This window comes from Ramlibacter ginsenosidimutans (genome assembly GCF_016654015.1).
Lineage (GTDB): Bacteria > Pseudomonadota > Gammaproteobacteria > Burkholderiales > Burkholderiaceae_C > Ramlibacter > Ramlibacter ginsenosidimutans.
Window position 1 is genome coordinate 512,640 of record NZ_JAEPWM010000002.1, and the last position, 19,338, is coordinate 531,977.

Genomic DNA, 19,338 nt, shown 5'->3' on the forward strand with positions numbered 1-19,338 from the left:
TTCGGTGGTTCAGGCGACGACCGCTTGCGCCTTCAGCGCATCGATTTCGGTGTCGGGCAGGCCGAGGGATTGCAGCAGCTCTCGGCTGTGCGCACCCAGCACGGGCGGGTCCAGCCGCACGCCCAGGCGCTCGCCGGCGAGCGTGAAGGGCAGCAGCGTGGTCTTCACGGTCTCGCCGGCCCGCGGCCCGTCGGGCAGCTTCACGTCGGCGAGCCCGCCGGTGGCCAGCAGGTGCTCGTCATCGTACAGGTCCTCGGGGCGGCGGATCGGCGCGTAGGGCAGGCCCGCCTTCTCCATCAGCGATGCCAGCTCTGCCGCGCCGCGATGGGCCAGGCGCTCGCGCAGCGTCGCGAGCAGGCGCGGGCGCTGCTGCACGCGTTCGTTGTTGGTGGCGAGACCGGGTTCGGCCAGCAGGTCGGCGAAGCCCAGCACCTGGCAGAACTTGGTCCACTGCGCGTCGCTGACGGCGGCCAGGAAGATCTGCTCGCCGCCCTGCACGGTGAACACGTCGTACACCGCCCAGGGGTTGTCGCGCGCGGGCAGCGGCGCAGCGGGCTTGCCCGTCATCGCGTACTGCATCATGTGCTGGCCGACCAGGAACACATTGTTCTCGTACAGGGCCGACTGCACCTCCATGCCGCGTCCGGTGACCCCGCGCTGGATCAGCGCGCCCAGCACGCCCATCGCGGCGAAGAGGCCGCCCATGATGTCGTTGACGCTCGTGCCGGCGCGCAGCGGGTCGCCCGGCCGCCCCGTCATGTAGGCGAGGCCGCCCATCATCTGCACCACTTCGTCGAGCGCCGTGCGGTGCTCGTACGGGCCCGGCAGAAAGCCCTTGCAGGTGGCGTAGATCAGTTTCGGATTCACCGCCTGCAGCGACGCGTAGTCCAGTCCGTACTTCTCCATGGTGCCGGGCTTGAAGTTCTCCGCCACCACGTCGGCGCTGGCGCACAGCCGGCGCGCCAGCGCCGCGCCTTCCGGCCGGTGCAGGTCGATGGCGATGCTCTTCTTGTTGCGGTTGAACATGGGGAAGAAGCCGCTGCCGGCGCCGAGCAGCCGGCGCGTGCGGTCGCCATCGATCGGCTCCACCTTGATCACTTCGGCGCCGAGGTCCGCGAGCACCATGCCGCAGGTGGGCCCCATGACCATGTGGGTGAATTCGACGACGCGCAGGCCCTTCAGGGGCTGGTTCACGGAGGCCTCAGGCATGCGCGGCCTCCATCGCCTTCATCGTCCTGGGCAGGCCGGCCTTCCAGATCGTGCCGTGCGTGGGTTCGCCGGCCAGCCAGTGCACGATCTTCGCGCGCAGCGCGAGCAGCCGGTCGAAGTCCAGACCGGTGGCGATGCCCATGCTGTGCAGCATGTACACGAGGTCTTCGGTCGCCACGTTGCCGCTCGCACCGGGCGCGTGCGGGCAGCCGCCGATGCCGGCGCTGCAGGCATCGAAGCGCGCGATGCCCAGTTGCAGCGCTGCGTACACGTTGGCGAGGCCGAGGCCGCGCGTGTCGTGGAAGTGGGCGGCGACCAGGCGCTCGCCCGCGACCTTCAGCACCTGCTCGAACAGCCGCGACACCATGGCGGGATCCGCATAGCCGACCGTGTCGGCGAGGCTCACCGCATCCACGCCGATGTCCAGCACGGCCTGCACGAGGCGCACGACTTCGGCAGGATCGACCGCGCCCTGGATGGTGCAGCCGAAGGCGGTGCTGAGGCCCACCTCGATCTGCGTGCGCGCGCCGCTGGCGTCGCGCTCCGCGCGCATGCGGGCGATCTCCGCGAGCACCTGGTCCGGCGTCTTGCGCAGGTTGGCGAGGCTGTGCGCGTGGCTGGCCGACAGCGGCACCAGCATCATCTCGGCGCGCGCCTCGAGTGCGCGCTGCGCGCCCTTGAGGTTGGGCACCAGCACCGTCGCGCGCAGCCCGGGCAGCGTCTGCGCGAAGGCGAGCACTTCGGCGGTGTCCGCCAGTTGCGGCAGCAGCCGGGGTGGCACGAAGGAACCCACCTCGATCTCGCGCTCGCCGGCGGCGTAGGCGTCGCGGATCCATTCGATCTTGGCGGCGGTGGGGACGATGGTGGCCACGCTTTGCAGGCCGTCGCGCAGGCCCATCTCGCGGACGACCACGCGGCGCGGCAGGGAGGCCGTCGCGGATGGAGGGGTCGCTTGCATGGCCGGGAGTCTAGAATTTCCGAAACGAGCGGATGGCTCATTTTGGGAACGCTCATGTTCCCGATCGGAATATCTTGCGCGACCTCGACCTGACCACGCTGCGCCTGTTCGTCTCCGTCTGCGAGACGGGCAACATCGCGCGCGCCGGCGAGAAGGCAAGCATCGTCGGCTCGGCGATCAGCAAGCGACTGGCCCAGCTGGAACACCAGGTCGGCACGCCGCTGCTGGTGCGCAAGCGCCATGGCGTCGTGCCGACGGCCGCGGGGCAGACGCTGCTGGAGCACGCGCGCGGCATGCTCGATTCGGCGGCACGCATCGAGCGCGACATGCAGAGCTACGTCGCCGGCGGACGCGGGCAGGTGCGCATCCTCGCTTCCGTTTCGGCAATGACCGAGTCCCTGGCGGACGACGTCGCCTCGTTCCTGCGCCGGCCGGCGAACCGCAACATCCGCGTCGACCTGGAGGAACGCGTCAGCCCCGAGATCGTCCGAGGCGTGCGCGAAGGCCTGGCCTCGCTGGGCGTGTGCTGGGATGCGACGGAGCACAAGGGACTGCACGCGCGGCCCTATCGGAAGGACACACTCTGCGTGGTCGTGCCGCAAGGGCATCCGCTCGCCGCGAAGCGCAAGCTGCGCTTTGCCGACACGCTGGACTACGAACACGTGAGCCTGCCGGTGAACAGCGCGGTGCAACTGATGCTGCAGCGGAACGCATCGCAGCTGGGGCGCACGGTGAACCATCGCGTGGTCGTCACCAACTTCGAGGCGGCACTGCGCGTCGTGCACGCCGGGCTCGCCATCAGCCTCGTGCCGCGCGAGGTCGCCGAGGCGCCCGCCGCGTCCATGGGCCTGCGCCTCGTCCCGCTTGCCGAGCCCTGGGCGGAGCGGCGCTTCATCCTGTGCTTCCGCGACGCTGGCTCGCTCACGCCGGCGGCGCAGATGCTCGTCGATCATCTCGCTTCGCTCGCTCCCCCATGAACGACACCCTGGACCTCGGCCGCGCGCCGCGCCTTCTGTTTCTTGCGCGCGGCGGCGACGTCGTGCGCGCGCAGGTCGCCGGCGCGCGGATGGATCGCGCTGCCGCCGGCGCGCTGCGCGACGACATCTCCACCGACGAGATCACGCCCGTGCGCATCCTCTCGCACTACGACGCGCGCCTGGCGCGCTTTCCCTACACGGGTTTCACGGCGGAAGACGGGACGCGGCCGATCGCTGCTGGCGCGGTGCAGGCCGGCGGCTTCCAGGTGACCGTGGCGGGCCGGCGCTACGGCAAGGGATCGTCGCGCGAGCACAGCCCCGCGGCTGAAAAGCTGGCGGGCATCCGCCTCGTGATCGCGAAAAGCTTCGAGCGCATCTACCGGCAGAACGCGGACAACATCGGCCTCTTCACGTCGACCGACTTCGGGCTGGTCGAGCGCATCCAGCGCGGCGAGGCGATCCCGGTGGACGAACTCGTGGCCGGCCGCGATGCGCTGGCCGCCGCCATCCTGCGCAGCGGCGGGCTGCTGCGCTTCGGGCAGCAGCACTTGCGCGCGGCCAGTCCGGCCCCTGCGCCAGTCGCGAGCGGAGCGCGCACGCTGTTCGAGAAGATCGTGCAGCGCCACCTGCTGCGCACGACAGCGACGCCGGACGCGCCGGCGCCCGGCGAAGGCTGCTTCGTGCGGGCGGACTGGCGTTTCATCCACGAGTACTACACGGGCATGGCGGCGCACATGCTGCATGCCACGTTCGGCCAGCCGCTCGCGCTGCGCGATCCGGCCTCCATCGTGGTGTTCGAGGATCACACTTCCTACGTGGACGAGAGTCCCGCGCATGCGGGCTCCCCGCTGCTGCCCAACATGCGGGCGATGCAGGAGGCGCAGCGGCAATTCGCGCAGCAGTACGGATTGCGCCAGCATCGCACCTTGACCGAGCAGGAAGCGCGCGCGGACGACGGCAGCAACGTCGCCGGCATTTCGCACGCCATGATGGCGGAGCACTACGCCTTGCCGGGCCAGCTCGTTGCGGGCACCGATTCCCACACGCCACACAGCGGCGCTCTTGGCTGCGTCGCCTTCGGCGTGGGCACGACCGACATGGCCAATGCCTTCGTCACGGGCGCCGTGCGCCTGACGATGCCGCGCGTGCTGCGCGTGGAGCTGGAAGGCGCGCTACCCGACGGGGTCGCCGCGAAGGACATCGCGCTGCACCTGCTGCAACTGCCATCGATCCGTGCGGGCGGGGGCGTCGGCCAGGTGTTCGAGTTCGCCGGTCCCGTGCTGCGCGCGCTGTCCACCGACGAACGCGCGACGCTCACCAACATGACGGCGGAACTGGGCGGCCTCACCGGCATCGTGGAACCCGATGCGGAGACCGTGCGCTTCCTGCGGGAACGGCGCGGCGTGGCGTTCCAGCTGGAAGACTGGATGCGCAGCGACCCGGGTGCGAGCTACAGCGACGTGCTGCGCGTGGATTGCGGCGGCTTGTCGCCCATGGTGGCGCGGCCGGGCGATCCGGGACAAGGCGTGCCGCTGGCAGCACTCGGCGAGCGCGTCCGCGTCGACATCGCGTACGGCGGCTCCTGCACGGCCGGCAAGCGCGAAGACTTCGACCAGTACCACGCGGTGCTCGCGTGGGGACTGGAGCAGGGCCTGCGCGTGGCGCCCCACGTGCAGCTGTTCCTGCAGTACGGCACGACGGCCGTGCGCGACTACTGCAGCGAGCGTGGCTACGACCGCACCTTCGCCGCCGCGGGTGCGCGCATCCTGCAGCCGTCCTGCGGGGCCTGCGCCAACTGCGGCCCGGGCTCGTCGACCGACGCAGGGCAGGTCACCGTGAGCGCGATCAACCGCAACTTCCCCGGCCGCTCGGGGCCGGGGCAGGTCTGGCTGGCGAGTCCCGCGACCGTGATGGCCAGCGCGCTCGCCGGCGAACTCACGTCCTGGGCGCAGCTGCGGGCGCATCCGCGCTGAGCAGCCCGCGCGCGACGAGCGCCTGTCGCACATCGTCCGGGCTGGTCACGCGCACCGCCTGCAGGCCGAGCGCGGCAGCGGCCTCGACGTTCGGCTCCAGGTCGTCGAACAGCAGCACTTCCGCGGGCGGCACGCCGATGGCGCGCAGCACGTGCTCGAAGCTCTCGGGTTGCGGCTTGCGGTGGCCGATCTCGTGCGAGGTGAACACGCGCGCGAAGCGGTCCAGGAATCCCGGAAAGCCGCGCTGCATCTGCGCGACGTGCGACGGATTGGTGTTGCTGATCGCATAGCAGGGCACACGATCGCGGATCGCGTCCAGCATCTGCACGGTCTGCTCGATCTCGCCGGCCAGGATCGCATCGAAGCCCGCGCGCACCTGCTGCGGCTCGCACTCGAGCTCCAGCACGTGGCGCAGGTGCGCGAAGTAGCCCTCGTCGGGCAGGTGGCCGGTCTCGTGGCGGCGGAAGGCTTCGTCGAACGAGAAGCGCTCGCGCAGCCCCTCGGCGGGCAGGCGCGAGTGCGGCGCCCAGGTGGCGAAGGCGCGCTCCCAGTCAATGGTGAGCAGCACGCCGCCGAGGTCGAAGAGCACGGCGCGCGTGGCGGGACGATGGTCGGGCATGGCGCCATTGTCCCCGCGGCCGCGCGCTTTCGGATAAGGTCGCGCAGCATCCATGTCCGTCCTCGACCTCATCGCCGTCCTGCTCAGCGCCGTCGGCGTGCTGGGTTACTTCAACCATCGCGTGCTGCGCCTGCCGGACACGATCGGCATCACCGCGATGGGCGTGGTGGTCTCGCTCGCCATCGGCATCGCCGGCCATGCGGTGCCGGGTGCGGCGGACTGGGCGGGCAAGCTCGCCGACCGCTTCGACTTCCCGGAACTGGTGCTGCACGGCTTGCTGAGCGTGCTGCTGTTCGCCGGGGCCCTGCACGTGAGCTTCGGCGACCTCGCGCGGCAGAAGCTGCCCGTCCTGGTGCTGTCGACGGTGGGCGTGGTGCTGTCCACCGCACTCGTCGGCGGCGGCGCGTGGCTGCTGCTGCACGCGCTGCACGTGCCGGTCGCCCTGCGGCACTGCCTGCTGTTCGGCGCGCTGATCTCCCCCACCGATCCGATCGCGGTGCTGGGAGTCCTGAAGACCGTCGGCGTGCCCAAGGCGCTGCAGACCGACATTGCCGGCGAGAGCCTGTTCAACGACGGGACGGGCGTGGTCGCCTTCCTGGTGATGCTGTCGCTGACTGCCGGAGGCGGTTACCCGAGCGCCGAAGGCATCGGCCTGCTGTTGTTGCGCCAGGTGGTGGGTGCGCTGCTGCTGGGGATCGCCTGCGGCTACGTCGTGTTCGTGCTGCTGCGGGGCGTGGACAGCTACCCGGTGGAAATCATCCTCACCCTGGCGCTCGCGACCGCAAGCTACAGCCTGGCCGAGCGCCTGGGCGTCTCGGCGCCGCTCACGGTGGTGGTGGCGGGACTCGTCATCGGCAACCACGGCGTGCGCCACGCGATGAGCGAGAGCACGCAGGAGCACCTGCTGTCGTTCTGGGACCTGCTGGACGAGGTGCTGAACCTCGTGCTGTTCGGCCTGGTCGGACTGCAACTGCTCTCTTGGGACGGCGGACGCATCGCCTGGGCCGGCGCGTTCCTGATGATCCCGGTGGTGCTCGTGGCGCGCTTCGTGAGCGTCGGCGTGCCGGCGCTGCTGCTGCGTCCGTGGCTCAAGCGGCGCACGCCGCACGCGGTGAAGGTGCTGACCTGGGGCGGGCTGCGTGGCGGCATCTCGATTGCGCTGGCGCTCAGCCTGCCGGCCTTCCCGGCGCGCGACACGCTGGTGATGGGCACCTATGCCGTGGTGTTCTTCAGCCTGCTGGTGCAGGCGCCGTCGCTGGGCTGGTTCCTGCGGCGCATGCGCGTCGGCGAGCCGCGCTGATCAGTCCGCCTTCGCACCCGAGTCCTTCGCGAGCTTCGCCCAGAAGCGGTTCTCGTCCTGCACGAAGGCTGCGAATTCCGCCGGCGAGGCGGACGCCGAGACGTCGGTGCCTTCGCGCGCCAGCGCCGCCCGGACCTCCGGCTTCTGCAAGGCGAGCTGGGTTGCATCGAACAGCTTCTTCACGATCTCGGGCGGCGTGCCGGGCGGCACGAAGAAGCCGTACCAGAAGTCGATCTTGTAGGCGGGCAGGCCGGCTTCCTTCATGCCGGGCAGTTCGGGTACGAGCGGGAAGCGTTCGGTCGTGGTCACGCCCAGGCCCACCAGCCGGCCGCCCTTGATCTGCGGCAGCACCGAGGGCGGCGTGGCGAAGGTCACCTGCGTGTCGCCGGCGATCACCGATTGCACGGCGGGCGCGCCGCCCTTGAACGGAATGCCCACGAGGTCCGTGCCCGCGAGCTGGTTGAACAGCACGCCGCCCAGGTGCGGGGCCGATCCCATGCCGGCGTGCGCGAAGTTCACCTTGCCCGGATTCTTCTTCGCGTACGCGATCAGCTCGGGAATGCTCTTGACGCCCAGTTGCGGATTGGCCGCGACCACCAGGGGCGAGGCGGTGAGCTTGGAGACCGGCACCAGGCTCTGCACCGATGGCGCGCGCCTGGGATCGATCGCAGGGTTCACCGAGATCGCGCTGGGGCTCGCGATGAGCACCGTGTAGCCGTCGGGCGCCGCCTTCGCGACATAGTCCGCCGCCAGGCTGGAGCCCGCGCCCGGCCGGTTGTCGATCACCACAGGTTGCCCGAGCACGCGGCCCAGCGCGTCACCGACGCTGCGGCCCACGTAGTCGGCGGCGCCGCCGGGCGTGAAGCCCACGACCAGCCGCACCGGCCGTTCGGGCCAGGATTGCGCCGCGGCATGGCCGCACAGAGCCACTGCGAATGCGAAGGCGAGCCAGCTACGGGTCATGGAAACTCCTTGCGGCTCACTTGCCACGGAACACCGGCGTGCGTTTCTCCATGAAGGCGCGGCGGCCTTCGGCGTAGTCATCGCTTTCGAAGCAGTCGAGGATCAAGCGCTTGCACAGGTCGCGGTCGAGGTCGGCATCGTCCTTCAGCATCTCCTCGATGATCCGCTTGCCCGCACGGATCGTGAGCGGCGCATTGGCCGAGAACATCGTCACGTACTCGCTGAGCAGCGAGGCCAGTTGCTCGCCCGGGCACACCCGCGTCACCAGCCCGAGCGACTTCGCCTCGGGTGCGCCGATGCGGCGGCCGGTGAAGAACAGGTCCTTCGCGGCGCCGACGCCGACCAGGTTGACCAGGTTCTTGAGCGCGGACAGGCGATAGCCGAGGCCGAGCCGGGCGGCGGGAATGCCGAACTGCGCATCCTCGCTGGCCAGCCGGATGTCGCAGCTGATCGCGACGTTGACGCCGCCGCCGATGCAGTAGCCGCGGATGCAGGCGAGCGTCGGCTTGGCGCAGCGGTAGATCGCCATCAGCGCTTCTTCCGCCATCGCTTCGTACACCTTCACCGCCTCGCGCGCGGCCCGCATGTCCTCGAACTGGGAGATGTCGGCGCCCGAGACGAAGGCTTTCTCGCCGGCGCCGGAGAACACCACGAGCCGGATCGCGTCGTCGGCCTCGGCCTGCGCGAGCAGCGGCGGCACCGCCTGCCACATGTCCACGGACAGCGCGTTGTGCTTGGCAGGCTGGTTGAATCGGATGTGCAGCGCGGCCCCTTCGGTCCAGGCCTGCACGCGTTCGGTGTCGGAGCGGTAAGCCCCTGGGGTCGTCGCCTCGGTCATGGGCGGCAGTATGTGGTGCGCGACCCGCTCACGGATGCGGGCTTTCCCGCTGCGCACACCAAAGCATCAACCGCGCGTGCGCGGCCAGGCCGGCGCCTCAGCCGCCGTGGAAGCCTTCGAGGATGTCGTCGGGCGGCTTGTCCGGCTGCACCGTCGATTCGTTGGTGCGCGCCGGCGAATCCAGCTTGCGGCTTTCCTCCTCGGCGCGGCGCAGCTTGGCCTCGCTCTCGGCGGGCGGCGTGGGTTGGGCGTTGTTCAGATCGGCCATGAGGGCCATGCTAGGCGGCGGGTGTGGGCGCCGGGATCGTCCTGCGCGCCATCGTGCTGTAGTCCGCATGTGCGCCCGAGCTCGGGCGTGGCTTCTGCCGCGTGATCCGTGTTCAGTGCAGCGCCGTCTCCACGGCCGGCACCGACAGTTCGCGGCCGACCATGGCGCGGGCGTAGAAATAGTTGTTGCGCGCGCGCTCGGTCATGCTGTCGAGGTCCACGTGGCCGGTGGGGTCGCAAGGGAAGGCATAGCCCCGGCCGCTATGGAACAGCGAGCGGAAGCACAGCTGGTGGACTTGGGACCGGGACTCGTTCATGTCTCTCTCTCCTTGGCCTGGAGGGCGTGTCGCCCTTCCTGTGCCTTCAATATGGTTTGCGTCCTGGGCTCCCGCCATCAGCACTTGCTGAATTGCAGCCTAGGCCGGCGGCCCTTCGCAGGCGGGCGCGCGGCCGAGGCGGCATCGGCGCCGTCCTATGCCGAGTCGGGTCAACGCTGACCCAGCCGCGGTCCGTTTCTTCTGCCTTGTCCTAGCACATGTCGGCCGGCGCCCACAGGGGAACGCACGTGAGCCCGACTGCGCCGGCCGCGCATGCGGGACACGATGGCCTGCACACCACAGGAGCAAGCATGAGCGACAAGAACCCGCACGAGGTCCTCTGGGACCTGATCCAAGACACGCGTTTCTGCATGCTGGCGCACCGCCACGCGGACGGCACGCTGCACTCCCACCCGATGACGACGCAGAACAAGAAGCTCGAGGCCGATGCCTGCCTGTACTTCTTCGTCTCGCGTTCGACCGAGGTGGGCGAGCGCCTGCAGCAGGACGGCAACGTGAACCTCGCCTACGCCAACCCGGGCAAGGACTCGTGGGTTTCGATCACCGGCACGGCGCGCCTCCTCGAGGACATGGAGAAGAAGAAGGAGCTGTTCAACGCGATGGCCAAGGCCTGGTTCCCGAACGGGCCGGACGACCCGGACATGGAGCTGGTCGAAGTGAGGATCGACGAGGCCGAGTACTGGAACGTCAAGGAGAACAAGCTGGTGCAGATGATGAAGATGGGCAAGTCGGCCGTGACCGGCAAGCGTCCCGGACTCGGCGAGCACCGCGAGCTGCAATTCCACTGAAGGCGACGCGCCTACGCGGGCGCGCCGTCCTGCGCGCGCTGCTGGCGCGGCGCGCGTGCCCGCCGCACGAATTCGGGCAGGAAGCTGCGGCGGCTGCGGTCGGCAAAGGCGACGGTCACCTGCGTCGCAGTGGCTTCCTCCACCACGCCGCGGCCATAGCGGCGCACCTCGACCAGGTCGCCACGCGTGAAGACCGCCGGCGCCTGCTCGTGTTCGCCGTCTCCGTTTTCCTGCGCATCCGCTTCCTTGCGCCGCAGCAGGTCCTCCACGACGGCTTCGTGCGCGGCGATGCGGCGGCAGTTGTCGCAGTGGCCGCAACGCTCGAACGGCGCGGCGTCCTCCTCCAGGTGCTCGAGCAGCACGCGCCAGCGGCACTGGCCCGTCTGCGCATAGAACACCATCCGTTCCAGCGCCTCGCGGTCCAGGTCGCGCTTGCGGCCATAGCCTTCGGTGAGCGCGCGCAGGCGCGAGGCCGGCGCGGATTTCGCCAGCAGGCGCAGCGTGCCGTCGCGGGCCATCGAGACGATGCGGTCCTTGCGCAACAGGCCCAGCGTGACCTGCAGCTTCGAGCGCGGGCGGCCGATGCGTGCCTGCAGCAGCGGCAAGGTCCAGGCCGGCGCTTCCGCGGGCTGCTCCTGCAAGGCATGCACGATGGCCATCGCGTCTTCCTCGCCGGGGTAGCGTCCGGCCATGAAGAACTGCTGGATCGCCTTGTCGCCGCGCAGGAACAGCAGCGTGCAGCGCGCCGTTTCGCCGTCGCGTCCCGCCCGCCCCGCTTCCTGGTAGTAGGCCTCCAGCGTGGCCGGCAACTGGTAGTGCAGCACGAAGCGGATGTCGGGCTTGTCGATGCCCAGGCCGAAGGCGTTGGTCGCGACCATCACGCGGCGCTCGCCGTTCATGAAGGCCTCCTGCACGGCGGCGCGTTCCGCCGCGGGCAGCTTGCCGTGGTAGAGGCCCACCGATTCATCGGCTGCGGCCAGCGCCTCGTGCACTGCCGCTGCCGCCTTCACGGTCGCGGTGTAGACGATCCCGCTGCCCTGGACCGCACGCACGATCTTCAGCACCTGCGCCAGCTTGTCCGCTTCCTTCGCCAGGGACACCACGCGCAGGTCGAGGTTGGGGCGGTAGGCGCTCGTGTTGACGACGCCGTCCGCGGGGATCTGCAGCTGCTGGCAGATGTCCTGCGCGATGCGCTCGGTCGCCGTCGCGGTGAGCGCCAGCACCACGGGCCGGCCCAGGCGGGGCAGCACGTGCGCGATCTCCAGGAAGGCCGGGCGGAAATCGTGCCCCCACTGCGAGATGCAGTGCGCCTCGTCCACGGCCAGCAGGCCGACCGGATGTTTCGTGAGCAGCTCGAGAAAGGCCGGGTCCGACAGCCGCTCGGGCGTGGTCATGATGATGCGCGCGCTGCCGTCCGCCACCGCGGCTTCGGCCGCCCGCGCTTCCTCGCCGTCGGTGCCGCTGTTCACCTGCACGGCCGCGATGCCCAGCGCGCGCAGCGACTCGCATTGGTCCTTCATCAGCGCGATCAGCGGCGACACGACGACGGTGCGGCCTTCCAGCAGCAGCGCGGGCAGCTGGTAGCACAGCGATTTGCCGGCTCCCGTGGGCATGATGGCCAGCGTCGGCTGGCCCGCGAGCACGCGCTCGATCACTGCGGCCTGCCCGGGCCGCAGCCGCGACAGGCCGAAGGTGTCGCGCAGCAGGGTGCGAACGCGCCGCATCGCGGCGGTGGGCGATGCGGTGCGGGGCATCCGCTTCAGCGCTCGGTGTCCGGCGAGTCGCCGTCGGCGAGCGACTGCGCGTCGTCGTTGTCGAGGTCGGTCATCTCCATCGCGTCGGGATCGGCTTCGGGAAATCCTTCGCCGTCCGCGAGGTTCACCACGCGGTCGGGCATGATGTCCGCGCCTTCGCGCGCATCGCGGCCGTCGATCGAGGCGCGGTCGCCGGTGAGGCCCGAATCGGTGCTTTCCTGGTCGGCTTCGATCGTGCCGATGGTGTCGCTGCCGCTGTCCGAGTTGTCGCTCGGGCCCAGCAGTTCGGCTTCGCGGCCCTCGGGCTCCAGCGGCGCCTTGTCCGCTCCGAGGATGCTGCTGTACGCCATGGGGTGTCCTTCCGGTTGGTGATGCACCAGTCTGCAACCGGGCCGTGCAGCACGGCGTCGGCACCTGCGCCAGCGACTTGTCGGACGCAGCCGCCCCGGGCGGTCGCGTGCGCAACCGGCGGCCGGCGCCGCCTCGCGTACAGTTCCCCGCAAGGAGACACCATGCCTGCAGCAGCGACGCCGGCGCCCGTGGGGCTGCCGCCTTTCCGGGCCATTCCCGACCTCATCCGCGAACACGCGCGCGCGCGGCCCGCGCAACCTGCCCTGCGGCAGGGTGCGCAGGCGATGACGTGGGCCGAGCTCGATGCGCAGGTGGACCGCATCGCGGCGCAGTTGCAGAGGCAGGGGCTGCAGCCGCGGCAAGCCATCGCGATCGCGGGCGCGAACTCCCTGCCTTATGCCTGCCTGTTCCTCGGCGGCTTGCGCGCGGGACTCGCCGTGGCGCCGCTGCCCACGGGCGCGACGGCGGAACAGCTCGCGGGCATGGTGCGCGACAGCGATGCGCGCATCCTGTTCGCGGACGCCTCGGTGCCCGCGCTCGCCACGCCGGTGCAACGCGTGCGCATGGACCTGGACGAAGGTCCGGACAGCCTGGCAGCGTGGCTCGCCGATGCGCCGCCGCGGCCGTCGTCCGTGGCCATCCAGCCCGACTGGGCCTTCAACATCATCTATTCGTCGGGCACCACCGGCACGCCCAAGGGCATCGTGCAGCCGCACGGCATGCGCTGGGCGCACGTGGCGCGCGGCGAGAACTACGGCTACGGCCCCGACACGGTGGCGCAGGTCGCCACCTCGCTGTGCTCCAACACCACCCTGGTGTCCGTGTTCCCCGCGCTCGCCAAGGGCGGCACGGTGGTGCTGGCCGAGGGCCGCTTCGATGCGCGCGCGTATCTCGCGCTGGCGCAGCAGGTGCGCGCGACCCACGCCATGCTGGTGCCCGTGCAGTACCAGCGGCTGATGGCCGTGCCGGACTTCGACACCTTCGATCTCTCCTCGTTCCGCATGAAGTTCTGCACCAGCGCGCCGTTCGCGGCGCAGCTGAAGGCGGACGTGCTGGCGCGCTGGCCCGGCGGACTGGTCGAGTACTACGGCATGACCGAGGGCGGCGGCACCTGCATCCTGGAAGCACACGCCTGGCCGCACAAGCTGCACACCGTGGGCAAGCCGGCGGAAGGGCACGACATCCGTCTCATCGACGAGGACGGCCGTGAACTGCCGCGCGGCGAGGTCGGCGAAGTGGTGGGCCGATCGGGCGCGATGATGACGGGCTATCACCACCAGCCGGCGAAGACGCGCGAGGCCGAGTGGTTCGATGCGCAGGGCAACCGCTTCATCCGTACGGGCGACGTCGGGCGCTTCGACGAGGACGGCTTCCTCACGCTGATGGACCGGCGCAAGGACATGATCATCAGCGGCGGCTTCAACATCTACCCGAGCGACCTGGAAGCCGTGCTGCGCGAGCATGCCGGCGTGGCCGATGTCGCGGTGGTGGGCGTGCCGTCGCCGGAATGGGGCGAGTCACCGGCGGCCTTCGTCGTGCCCGCCCCGGGTGCGCCGGCGGCGGCGGACCTGCGCGCCTGGGCCAACGCCCGCCTGGGCAAGACGCAGCGGCTCGCGGAACTGCGCTACCTGCCCGAGCTGCCGCGCAGCGACATCGGCAAGGTGCTCAAGCGCCAGCTTCGCGACAGCTTGAGCCGCCCGTCCTGATCCGCCGCCCGGCCGTCGCCTGACGGGGCAGTGTCGGCCTTGACAATATTTGTCTAGGCAAGTATATTCGCCGGCTCCATGGCCACACGCAAGCCTTCCGCCGAGCCCCCGACCGTGTACTACCGGCCGGAGGGTTACGAGCCGCACGAGAGTGCCGCTTACCTGATGAAGCGCATCCTCGCGTGCGTCACGGCCGAGGTCGACAAGGCTTTCGAGCCGCGCGGCCTCACGAACGCCCAGTGGGTTCCCCTGTTCAAGCTCAATCGTGGCGACGCCTCGACGGTGGCCGAGCTGGCCCGCGAATGCCAGCTGGACACGGGCGCGATGACGCGAACGCTGGACCGGCTGGAAGCCAAGGGGCTCGTGACGCGCGAGCGCTCGTCCGAGGACCGCCGCGTGGTCAACATCGTGCTCACGAAGGAAGGCCGGCAGGCGGCCAAGGAAATCCCCGCCGTGCTCTGCAAGGTGCAGAACGCCTTCCTGCAAGGCCTCACCGTGGCAGAGTGGCAGCAGCTGAAGGACTTGCTGGCGCGCGTGCTCGCCAACGGCCTGGCGCTGCAGGACCCATCGCAAGGAAAAGAATGAACACGCCATCGCAGGGCCGGCGCCTCGCCGGACTCGCCGCGGCGCTGCTGCTCGCAGGCTGCGCCAACATGAAGGGCATCGAACCGGAAGCCACGCTGCGCACACCGCCCGTGCCCGGCGCCACGACGCAGGAGCTTGCGCCCGTCTCCGTCGAATGGTGGCGCGAGTTCCGTGACCCCGAACTCGATCGCTTGGAGGAACAGGCGCTGCGCGACAGCCCGAACCTCGGCGTTGCGCGGGCCCGGTTGCGCCGCGCGCAGGCCGCGACGGCAGCAGCCGACGCGAACTTCTACCCGCAGGTGAACGGGCAGCTGGACCTCGAGCGCCAGCGCTTCAGCGAGCACAGCCTCTTTCCGCCGCCGCTCGCGGGCTCCATCCAGAACACCGGCACGTTGCAGGCGAACGCCAATTGGGAGCTCGACTTCTTTGGCAAGAACCAGGCCGCGCTGGAAGCCGCGGTCGGCGCTGCGCGCGCGGCCGAAGCCGACGTGGCCGCGGCGCGCGTGGTGCTTGCCGCCAACGTCGCGCGCACCTACTTCCAGTTGCTGCGAGTGCAGGAGCAGCTCGGCGTCGCGCGCCGCACCCTGCAGCAGCGCGAGGAGCAACTGAAGCTGGTGTCCGACCGCGTCAGCGCGGGACTCGACACGACGCTGGAGCAGCGCCAGAGCGAGGGCGCGATTCCCGAGGTGCGCCAGCAGATCGAGGCCTTGCAGGAGCAGGCGCAAACCACGCGCAACGCGCTGGCGGCGCTGGTCGCATCGCAGGAAGTGCCGGAGGTGGGCAAGCTGCCCGCGATCCGCGACGAGCACCTCGTCACCACCTTGCCGGCGCTGCCGGCCGACCTGCTGGGACGCCGTCCCGACGTGAGCGCCGCGCGGTGGCGCGTCGAAGCCGCGAGCCGCGAAATCAAGGTGGCGCAGGCGCAGTTCTATCCGAACATCAACCTCACCGCCTTCCTCGGCTTGTCCACGCTGGGCCTGGGCCACCTGCTGGACCTGGGCAGCGAGCAGTGGGGCATCGGTCCCGCGGTGCGCCTGCCCATCTTCGACGCGGGCCGGCTGCGCGCGAACCTGAGCGGCAAGACCGCGGATCTCGATGCCTCCATCGAGAACTACAACGGCGCCGTGCTCGAAGCCTTCCACGAAGCCGGCGATGCGGTCGCGAGTTTCCACTCGGTGGAGCTGCAGATCGCGCAGCAGCGGCAGGCCGAAGCGGCTGCCGAAGGCGCCTACGACATCGCCGTGCAGCGCTACCGCGCGGGCCTCGGCACTTTCCTGAACGTCCTGACCGCGGAAACGACGGTGCTCGCGCAGCGCCGCCTCGGCGTGGACCTGGCTGCACGTGCCCTCGACGCGCGCGTGCAGCTCTATCGCGCGCTGGGCGGCGGCTACAGCGCCCCGACCGACGTTGCCGCGCACTGATCACCGCAAGAGAAGTCCAACATGAGTGAACAACAACAGCCCGCAAGCCCCGCACCGGTCAAGGTCGGCAATCCGAAGCGCAAGAAAGCCCTGGTGCTGCTGGCCGTCGGCGTCGCCGTCGTCGGCGTGGCCTGGGGCGCCTGGGAGTGGCTGGTCGCCAGCCATTACGAAGACACCGACAACGCCTACGTGCAGGGCAACGTCGTGCAGATCACGCCGCAGATCGGCGGCACGGTCATGGAGATCCACGCCGACGAGACCGACTTCGTGAAGGCCGGCCAGCCGCTGGTGAAGTTCGACCCGGCCGACGCCAAGGTGAACCTCGAGCAGGCCGAGGCGAACCTGGGCCAGACGGTGCGCCAGGTGCGCACGCTCTACGCCAACAACGGCTCGCTGGGCGCCCAGGTGAACCTGCGCGAGGCGGATGTTGCGAAGGCCGAGGCGGACGTCGCGCGGGCCACCGACGACTACAAGCGCCGCGAGGCGCTCGTGGGCAACGGGGCCGTGTCGCGCGAGGAACTGAACCACGCGCGCGAGCAGCTCTCCGCGGCGCGCAGCACGCTGGCCGCGGCCCAGGCGGCCGTGGTGGGTGCCCGCGAGCAGCTGGCGAGCAACCAGGCGATGACCTCCGGCACCGACGTGGAAAGCCACCCGCAGGTGCAGGCCGCCGCCGCCCGGGTGCGCGAAGCATGGCTGGCGCAGCAACGCTCGGTGCTGGTCGCGCCGGTCGACGGCTATGTCGCCAAGCGTACCGTGCAACTGGGCCAGCGCGTCGCCGCCGGCACGCCGCTGATGTCCATCGTGCCGCTCAACCAGGTGTGGGTGGATGCGAACTTCAAGGAAGTGCAGCTGCGCAAGATCCGCCTGGACCAGCCCGTCACGCTCACCGCGGACCTCTATGGCAAGCGCGTGGAGTACAAGGGCCGCGTGGCCGGCCTGGGTGTCGGCACTGGCGCCGCCTTCTCGCTGCTGCCCGCGCAGAACGCGACGGGCAACTGGATCAAGGTGGTGCAGCGCGTGCCGGTGCGCATCGCCCTCGACTCCCAGCAAGTGAAGGAGCATCCGCTGCGCGTGGGGCTCTCGATGGAAGCGAGCGTCGACGTGAGCAAGCAGGAAGGCAAGACGCTGGCTGATGCGCCCCGTGCGACCGCGGTGACGCAGACGCAGGTGTTCTCCAGCCAGGACGACGGCGCCGAGGCCGAGGTGCGCCGCGTGATCGCCATGAACAGCGGCAGCGCGCACCAGTCGGTGCAGGGCGGCCCCCCGGCGAAGCGCCACTGAGACCTTTCGCATGAGCGCCAACCAACCGCTCCCACACCCGCCGCTGGAGGGCAGCGCGCGCGTGTGGGGCACCATCGCGCTGTCCGCCGCCACGTTCATGAACGTGCTGGACACGTCCATCGCCAACGTGTCGCTGCCTGCGATCGCCGGCGACCTGGGCGTGAGCCCGAACCAGGGCACCTGGGTGATCACCAGCTTCGCGGTGGCCAATGCAATCGCGGTGCCGCTCACGGGCTGGCTGTCGCTGCGCATCGGGCAGGTGAAGCTGTTCGTCTCCAGCGTGATCCTGTTCGTGATCGCCTCCTGGATGTGCGGTCTGGCGCCGAACATGACGACCCTGATCGCCTTCCGCGCGCTGCAGGGCTTCGTCGCAGGTCCGATGATTCCGCTGTCGCAGACCCTGCTGCTGGCCAGCTATCCACGCGCGCAGGCGGGGCTGGCGATGGCGATGTGGTCGATGACCACACTCGTGGCGCCGGTGATGGGGCCGCTGCTGGGCGGCTGGATCACCGACAACATCTCCTGGTCCTGGATCTTCTACATCAACATCCCGGTGGGCATCGCGGCGGCGTTTTCGACGCTGGCCATCTACCGCAAGCGCGAGAGCCGCACGCTGCAGCTGCCCATCGACAAGATGGGCCTCGCCGTGCTGGTGCTCTGGGTCGGCAGCCTGCAGGTGATGCTGGACCTGGGCAAGGAGTACGACTGGTTCTCCTCGAAGACCATCGTCACGCTCGCCATCGTGGCCGTGCTGGGCTTCGCCTTCTTCCTCGTGTGGGAGCTCACCGAAGAACACCCCGTGGTGGACCTGCGGCTGTTCGCGCGCCGCAACTTCTGGGGCGGCACGGTCGCGATCTCGGTCGCCTATGGCCTGTTCTTCGGCAACGTGGTGCTGCTGCCGCTGTGGCTGCAGCAGTTCATGGGCTACACCGCGACGGAAGCCGGCATGGTGATGGCGCCGGTGGGCCTGATGGCCCTGGTGCTCTCGCCCGTGGTCGGCAAGACGCTGGCCAAGGTCGACCCGCGCAAGTACGCGACCTTCGCCTTCATCGTGTTCGCGCTGGTGCTTTGGATGCGCTCGAACTTCAACACGCAGGCGGACTTCCGCACGCTGCTGATCCCGACGGTGATCCAGGGCGTCGCCATGGCGTTCTTCTTCATCCCGCTGACGACGATCACCTTGTCGGGGCTGCCGCCCGACCGCATCCCGTCGGCGTCGGGCCTGAGCAACTTCGTCCGCATCACGGCGGGTGCGATGGGGACATCGATCGCCACGACGCTGTGGGAAAGGCGCGCGGCGCTGCACCACGCGCAGCTGGTCGAGCACATCACGCTCGGCGATCCGGTCGCGCAAGCCACGATGCTGGGACTGAACGCGGCCGGTCTCACGCAGGAGCAGGCGCTGATGCAGGTGAACAACCTCGTCACGCAGCAGGCGTTCATGCTTGCCGCGAACGACATCTTCTACCTGTCGGCGGCGCTGTTCCTGTTGCTGATCCCGCTGGTGTGGCTCACGCATCCGCAGCGTAGCGCGGCGGGCGCCGAAGCGGCCGCGGGCGCGCACTGATGAGGCACCGAGGCGGTGTTGGCTGACAAGCCATTGCCGCTGCTTCGACGGCGAGGGCTGTGCCGTCACTGACGTCGCGAGCGCATCCGCACGGTCACCAAGACACCCGCAACGCCCACAGCGCGGCGCCCGCGCGCGGCGCATGCTGGGAGCATCCCACGGAGATGCTTCCATGAAATACATGCACAAGGCCATCTGGCAATGCGACGGCAACCTGGTCATTCGCGGCAACACCCGCGCGCTGCTGTTCCGCGCGCTGGAGGATGCCCGTAGCGAGCTGGCAAGCCGGGATGGCGCCGACGAGGTGAAGCGCACGCTGGCCGCGCTGCAGGAGGTGCTCGGCGCCTACGACGGCAAGCTCCCCAGCAGCGTCGAGCTGCTCGGCGATCCGGTGAAGGAACGCGTTTCGCGCAACCTGCTCAAGGGCTGAGCGGGGGAAATCG

The 19,338-nt window shown here is 70.0% G+C and carries 19 protein-coding genes; 10 read left to right on the plus strand and 9 right to left on the minus strand.

Annotation, left to right across the window (positions count from 1 at the left end; genetic code table 11):
• Positions 1-9: 9 nt before the first annotated feature.
• A complete protein-coding gene (locus tag JJB11_RS08450) occupies positions 10-1,209 on the minus strand; it encodes a CaiB/BaiF CoA transferase family protein (RefSeq protein ID WP_201168395.1) in 1,200 nt (399 codons plus the stop codon).
• On the minus strand, positions 1,202-2,167 hold the full coding sequence (locus JJB11_RS08455) for a hydroxymethylglutaryl-CoA lyase (RefSeq protein WP_201168397.1): 966 nt from the start codon (positions 2,165-2,167) through the stop codon (positions 1,202-1,204). The genes JJB11_RS08450 and JJB11_RS08455 overlap by 8 nt, the downstream gene beginning before the upstream one ends.
• A 74-nt stretch (positions 2,168-2,241) precedes the next feature.
• Here JJB11_RS08455 and JJB11_RS08460 point away from each other — a divergent pair, with 74 nt between their 5' ends.
• Both JJB11_RS08460 and JJB11_RS08465 read left to right on the plus strand, forming a co-directional pair.
• The gene (locus JJB11_RS08460) at positions 2,242-3,144 is read left to right on the plus strand and encodes a LysR family transcriptional regulator (RefSeq protein WP_201168400.1); all 903 of its coding nucleotides are present in this window, start codon (positions 2,242-2,244) and stop codon (positions 3,142-3,144) included.
• Positions 3,141-5,117, plus strand: coding sequence for an aconitase family protein (locus JJB11_RS08465; RefSeq protein WP_201168401.1), 1,977 nt, complete (start codon positions 3,141-3,143; stop codon positions 5,115-5,117). Before JJB11_RS08460 ends, JJB11_RS08465 begins: the two co-directional genes overlap by 4 nt.
• Here the strand turns inward: JJB11_RS08465 and JJB11_RS08470 are convergent.
• Positions 5,080-5,736 carry an HAD family hydrolase gene (locus JJB11_RS08470; RefSeq protein WP_201168402.1) on the minus strand — a complete coding sequence of 219 codons (657 nt, stop codon included), beginning with the start codon at positions 5,734-5,736 and terminating at the stop codon, positions 5,080-5,082. The two genes, JJB11_RS08465 and JJB11_RS08470, sit on opposite strands and share 38 nt — an antisense overlap.
• Before the next feature lie 52 nt (positions 5,737-5,788).
• Between JJB11_RS08470 and JJB11_RS08475 the strand changes: the two genes are divergently transcribed.
• Complete coding sequence (locus JJB11_RS08475; RefSeq protein WP_201168403.1) at positions 5,789-7,036, plus strand: cation:proton antiporter; 1,248 nt, start codon at positions 5,789-5,791, stop codon at positions 7,034-7,036.
• Here the strand turns inward: JJB11_RS08475 and JJB11_RS08480 are convergent, their stop codons facing one another.
• From JJB11_RS08480 to JJB11_RS08495, 4 genes are all read right to left on the minus strand, one after another.
• Positions 7,037-7,999, minus strand: a complete 963-nt coding sequence (locus JJB11_RS08480) for a Bug family tripartite tricarboxylate transporter substrate binding protein (RefSeq protein ID WP_201168404.1) — start codon at positions 7,997-7,999, stop codon at positions 7,037-7,039.
• A 16-nt stretch (positions 8,000-8,015) separates the two neighbouring features.
• Entirely contained in the window at positions 8,016-8,837 is an 822-nt protein-coding gene (locus tag JJB11_RS08485; RefSeq protein ID WP_201168405.1) for an enoyl-CoA hydratase, read from the minus strand.
• 97 nt (positions 8,838-8,934) lie between these two features.
• Positions 8,935-9,105: a hypothetical protein gene (locus tag JJB11_RS08490; RefSeq protein WP_201168406.1), complete on the minus strand. Its 171-nt coding sequence runs from the start codon at positions 9,103-9,105 to the stop codon at positions 8,935-8,937.
• Between the two features lie 112 nt (positions 9,106-9,217).
• Positions 9,218-9,421: a hypothetical protein gene (locus JJB11_RS08495; RefSeq protein WP_201168408.1), complete on the minus strand. Its 204-nt coding sequence runs from the start codon at positions 9,419-9,421 to the stop codon at positions 9,218-9,220.
• 311 nt (positions 9,422-9,732) lie between these two features.
• On the opposite strand from JJB11_RS08495, the gene JJB11_RS08500 reads away from it, so the two are divergent.
• Positions 9,733-10,230, plus strand: coding sequence for a pyridoxamine 5'-phosphate oxidase family protein (locus JJB11_RS08500; protein ID WP_201168410.1), 498 nt, complete (start codon positions 9,733-9,735; stop codon positions 10,228-10,230).
• A gap of 11 nt (positions 10,231-10,241) precedes the next feature.
• On the opposite strand, the gene JJB11_RS08505 is transcribed toward JJB11_RS08500, so the two are convergent.
• Together JJB11_RS08505 and JJB11_RS08510 are read right to left on the minus strand one after the other, a co-directional pair.
• A complete protein-coding gene (locus tag JJB11_RS08505; RefSeq protein WP_201168412.1) occupies positions 10,242-11,984 on the minus strand; it encodes a RecQ family ATP-dependent DNA helicase in 1,743 nt (580 codons plus the stop codon).
• 5 nt (positions 11,985-11,989) lie between these two features.
• Complete coding sequence (locus JJB11_RS08510; protein ID WP_201168414.1) at positions 11,990-12,334, minus strand: hypothetical protein; 345 nt, start codon at positions 12,332-12,334, stop codon at positions 11,990-11,992.
• Between the two features lie 162 nt (positions 12,335-12,496).
• Here JJB11_RS08510 and JJB11_RS08515 point away from each other — a divergent pair, with 162 nt between their 5' ends.
• From JJB11_RS08515 to JJB11_RS08540, 6 genes are all read left to right on the plus strand, one after another.
• The gene (locus JJB11_RS08515; protein ID WP_201168416.1) at positions 12,497-14,041 is read left to right on the plus strand and encodes a class I adenylate-forming enzyme family protein; all 1,545 of its coding nucleotides are present in this window, start codon (positions 12,497-12,499) and stop codon (positions 14,039-14,041) included.
• 78 nt (positions 14,042-14,119) lie between these two features.
• Positions 14,120-14,626: a MarR family winged helix-turn-helix transcriptional regulator gene (locus JJB11_RS08520; protein WP_201168418.1), complete on the plus strand. Its 507-nt coding sequence runs from the start codon at positions 14,120-14,122 to the stop codon at positions 14,624-14,626.
• Positions 14,623-16,047, plus strand: a complete 1,425-nt coding sequence (locus tag JJB11_RS08525; protein WP_201168420.1) for an efflux transporter outer membrane subunit — start codon at positions 14,623-14,625, stop codon at positions 16,045-16,047. The genes JJB11_RS08520 and JJB11_RS08525 overlap by 4 nt, the downstream gene beginning before the upstream one ends.
• 21 nt (positions 16,048-16,068) lie before the next feature.
• Positions 16,069-17,328, plus strand: coding sequence for an HlyD/EmrA/EmrK family protein (locus tag JJB11_RS08530; RefSeq protein WP_201168423.1), 1,260 nt, complete (start codon positions 16,069-16,071; stop codon positions 17,326-17,328).
• Between the two features lie 10 nt (positions 17,329-17,338).
• Complete coding sequence (locus JJB11_RS08535; RefSeq protein WP_201168433.1) at positions 17,339-18,895, plus strand: DHA2 family efflux MFS transporter permease subunit; 1,557 nt, start codon at positions 17,339-17,341, stop codon at positions 18,893-18,895.
• Positions 18,896-19,076: 181 nt separating this feature from the next.
• Entirely contained in the window at positions 19,077-19,325 is a 249-nt protein-coding gene (locus JJB11_RS08540; protein WP_201168435.1) for a hypothetical protein, read from the plus strand.
• Positions 19,326-19,338: the final 13 nt, after the last annotated feature.

Coding starts and splice junctions, on each gene's coding strand:
- JJB11_RS08480 (WP_201168404.1), bottom strand. CDS start 7,999: ATGACCCGTAGCTGGCTCGCCTTCGCATTCGCAGTGGCTCTGTGCGGC.
- JJB11_RS08485 (WP_201168405.1), bottom strand. CDS start 8,837: ATGACCGAGGCGACGACCCCAGGGGCTTACCGCTCCGACACCGAACGC.
- JJB11_RS08520 (WP_201168418.1), top strand. CDS start 14,120: ATGGCCACACGCAAGCCTTCCGCCGAGCCCCCGACCGTGTACTACCGG.
- JJB11_RS08510 (WP_201168414.1), bottom strand. CDS start 12,334: ATGGCGTACAGCAGCATCCTCGGAGCGGACAAGGCGCCGCTGGAGCCC.
- JJB11_RS08540 (WP_201168435.1), top strand. CDS start 19,077: ATGCACAAGGCCATCTGGCAATGCGACGGCAACCTGGTCATTCGCGGC.
- JJB11_RS08475 (WP_201168403.1), top strand. CDS start 5,789: ATGTCCGTCCTCGACCTCATCGCCGTCCTGCTCAGCGCCGTCGGCGTG.
- JJB11_RS08470 (WP_201168402.1), bottom strand. CDS start 5,736: ATGCCCGACCATCGTCCCGCCACGCGCGCCGTGCTCTTCGACCTCGGC.
- JJB11_RS08535 (WP_201168433.1), top strand. CDS start 17,339: ATGAGCGCCAACCAACCGCTCCCACACCCGCCGCTGGAGGGCAGCGCG.
- JJB11_RS08500 (WP_201168410.1), top strand. CDS start 9,733: ATGAGCGACAAGAACCCGCACGAGGTCCTCTGGGACCTGATCCAAGAC.
- JJB11_RS08515 (WP_201168416.1), top strand. CDS start 12,497: ATGCCTGCAGCAGCGACGCCGGCGCCCGTGGGGCTGCCGCCTTTCCGG.
- JJB11_RS08455 (WP_201168397.1), bottom strand. CDS start 2,167: ATGCAAGCGACCCCTCCATCCGCGACGGCCTCCCTGCCGCGCCGCGTG.
- JJB11_RS08450 (WP_201168395.1), bottom strand. CDS start 1,209: ATGCCTGAGGCCTCCGTGAACCAGCCCCTGAAGGGCCTGCGCGTCGTC.
- JJB11_RS08530 (WP_201168423.1), top strand. CDS start 16,069: ATGAGTGAACAACAACAGCCCGCAAGCCCCGCACCGGTCAAGGTCGGC.
- JJB11_RS08490 (WP_201168406.1), bottom strand. CDS start 9,105: ATGGCCGATCTGAACAACGCCCAACCCACGCCGCCCGCCGAGAGCGAG.
- JJB11_RS08495 (WP_201168408.1), bottom strand. CDS start 9,421: ATGAACGAGTCCCGGTCCCAAGTCCACCAGCTGTGCTTCCGCTCGCTG.
- JJB11_RS08505 (WP_201168412.1), bottom strand. CDS start 11,984: ATGCCCCGCACCGCATCGCCCACCGCCGCGATGCGGCGCGTTCGCACC.
- JJB11_RS08465 (WP_201168401.1), top strand. CDS start 3,141: ATGAACGACACCCTGGACCTCGGCCGCGCGCCGCGCCTTCTGTTTCTT.
- JJB11_RS08525 (WP_201168420.1), top strand. CDS start 14,623: ATGAACACGCCATCGCAGGGCCGGCGCCTCGCCGGACTCGCCGCGGCG.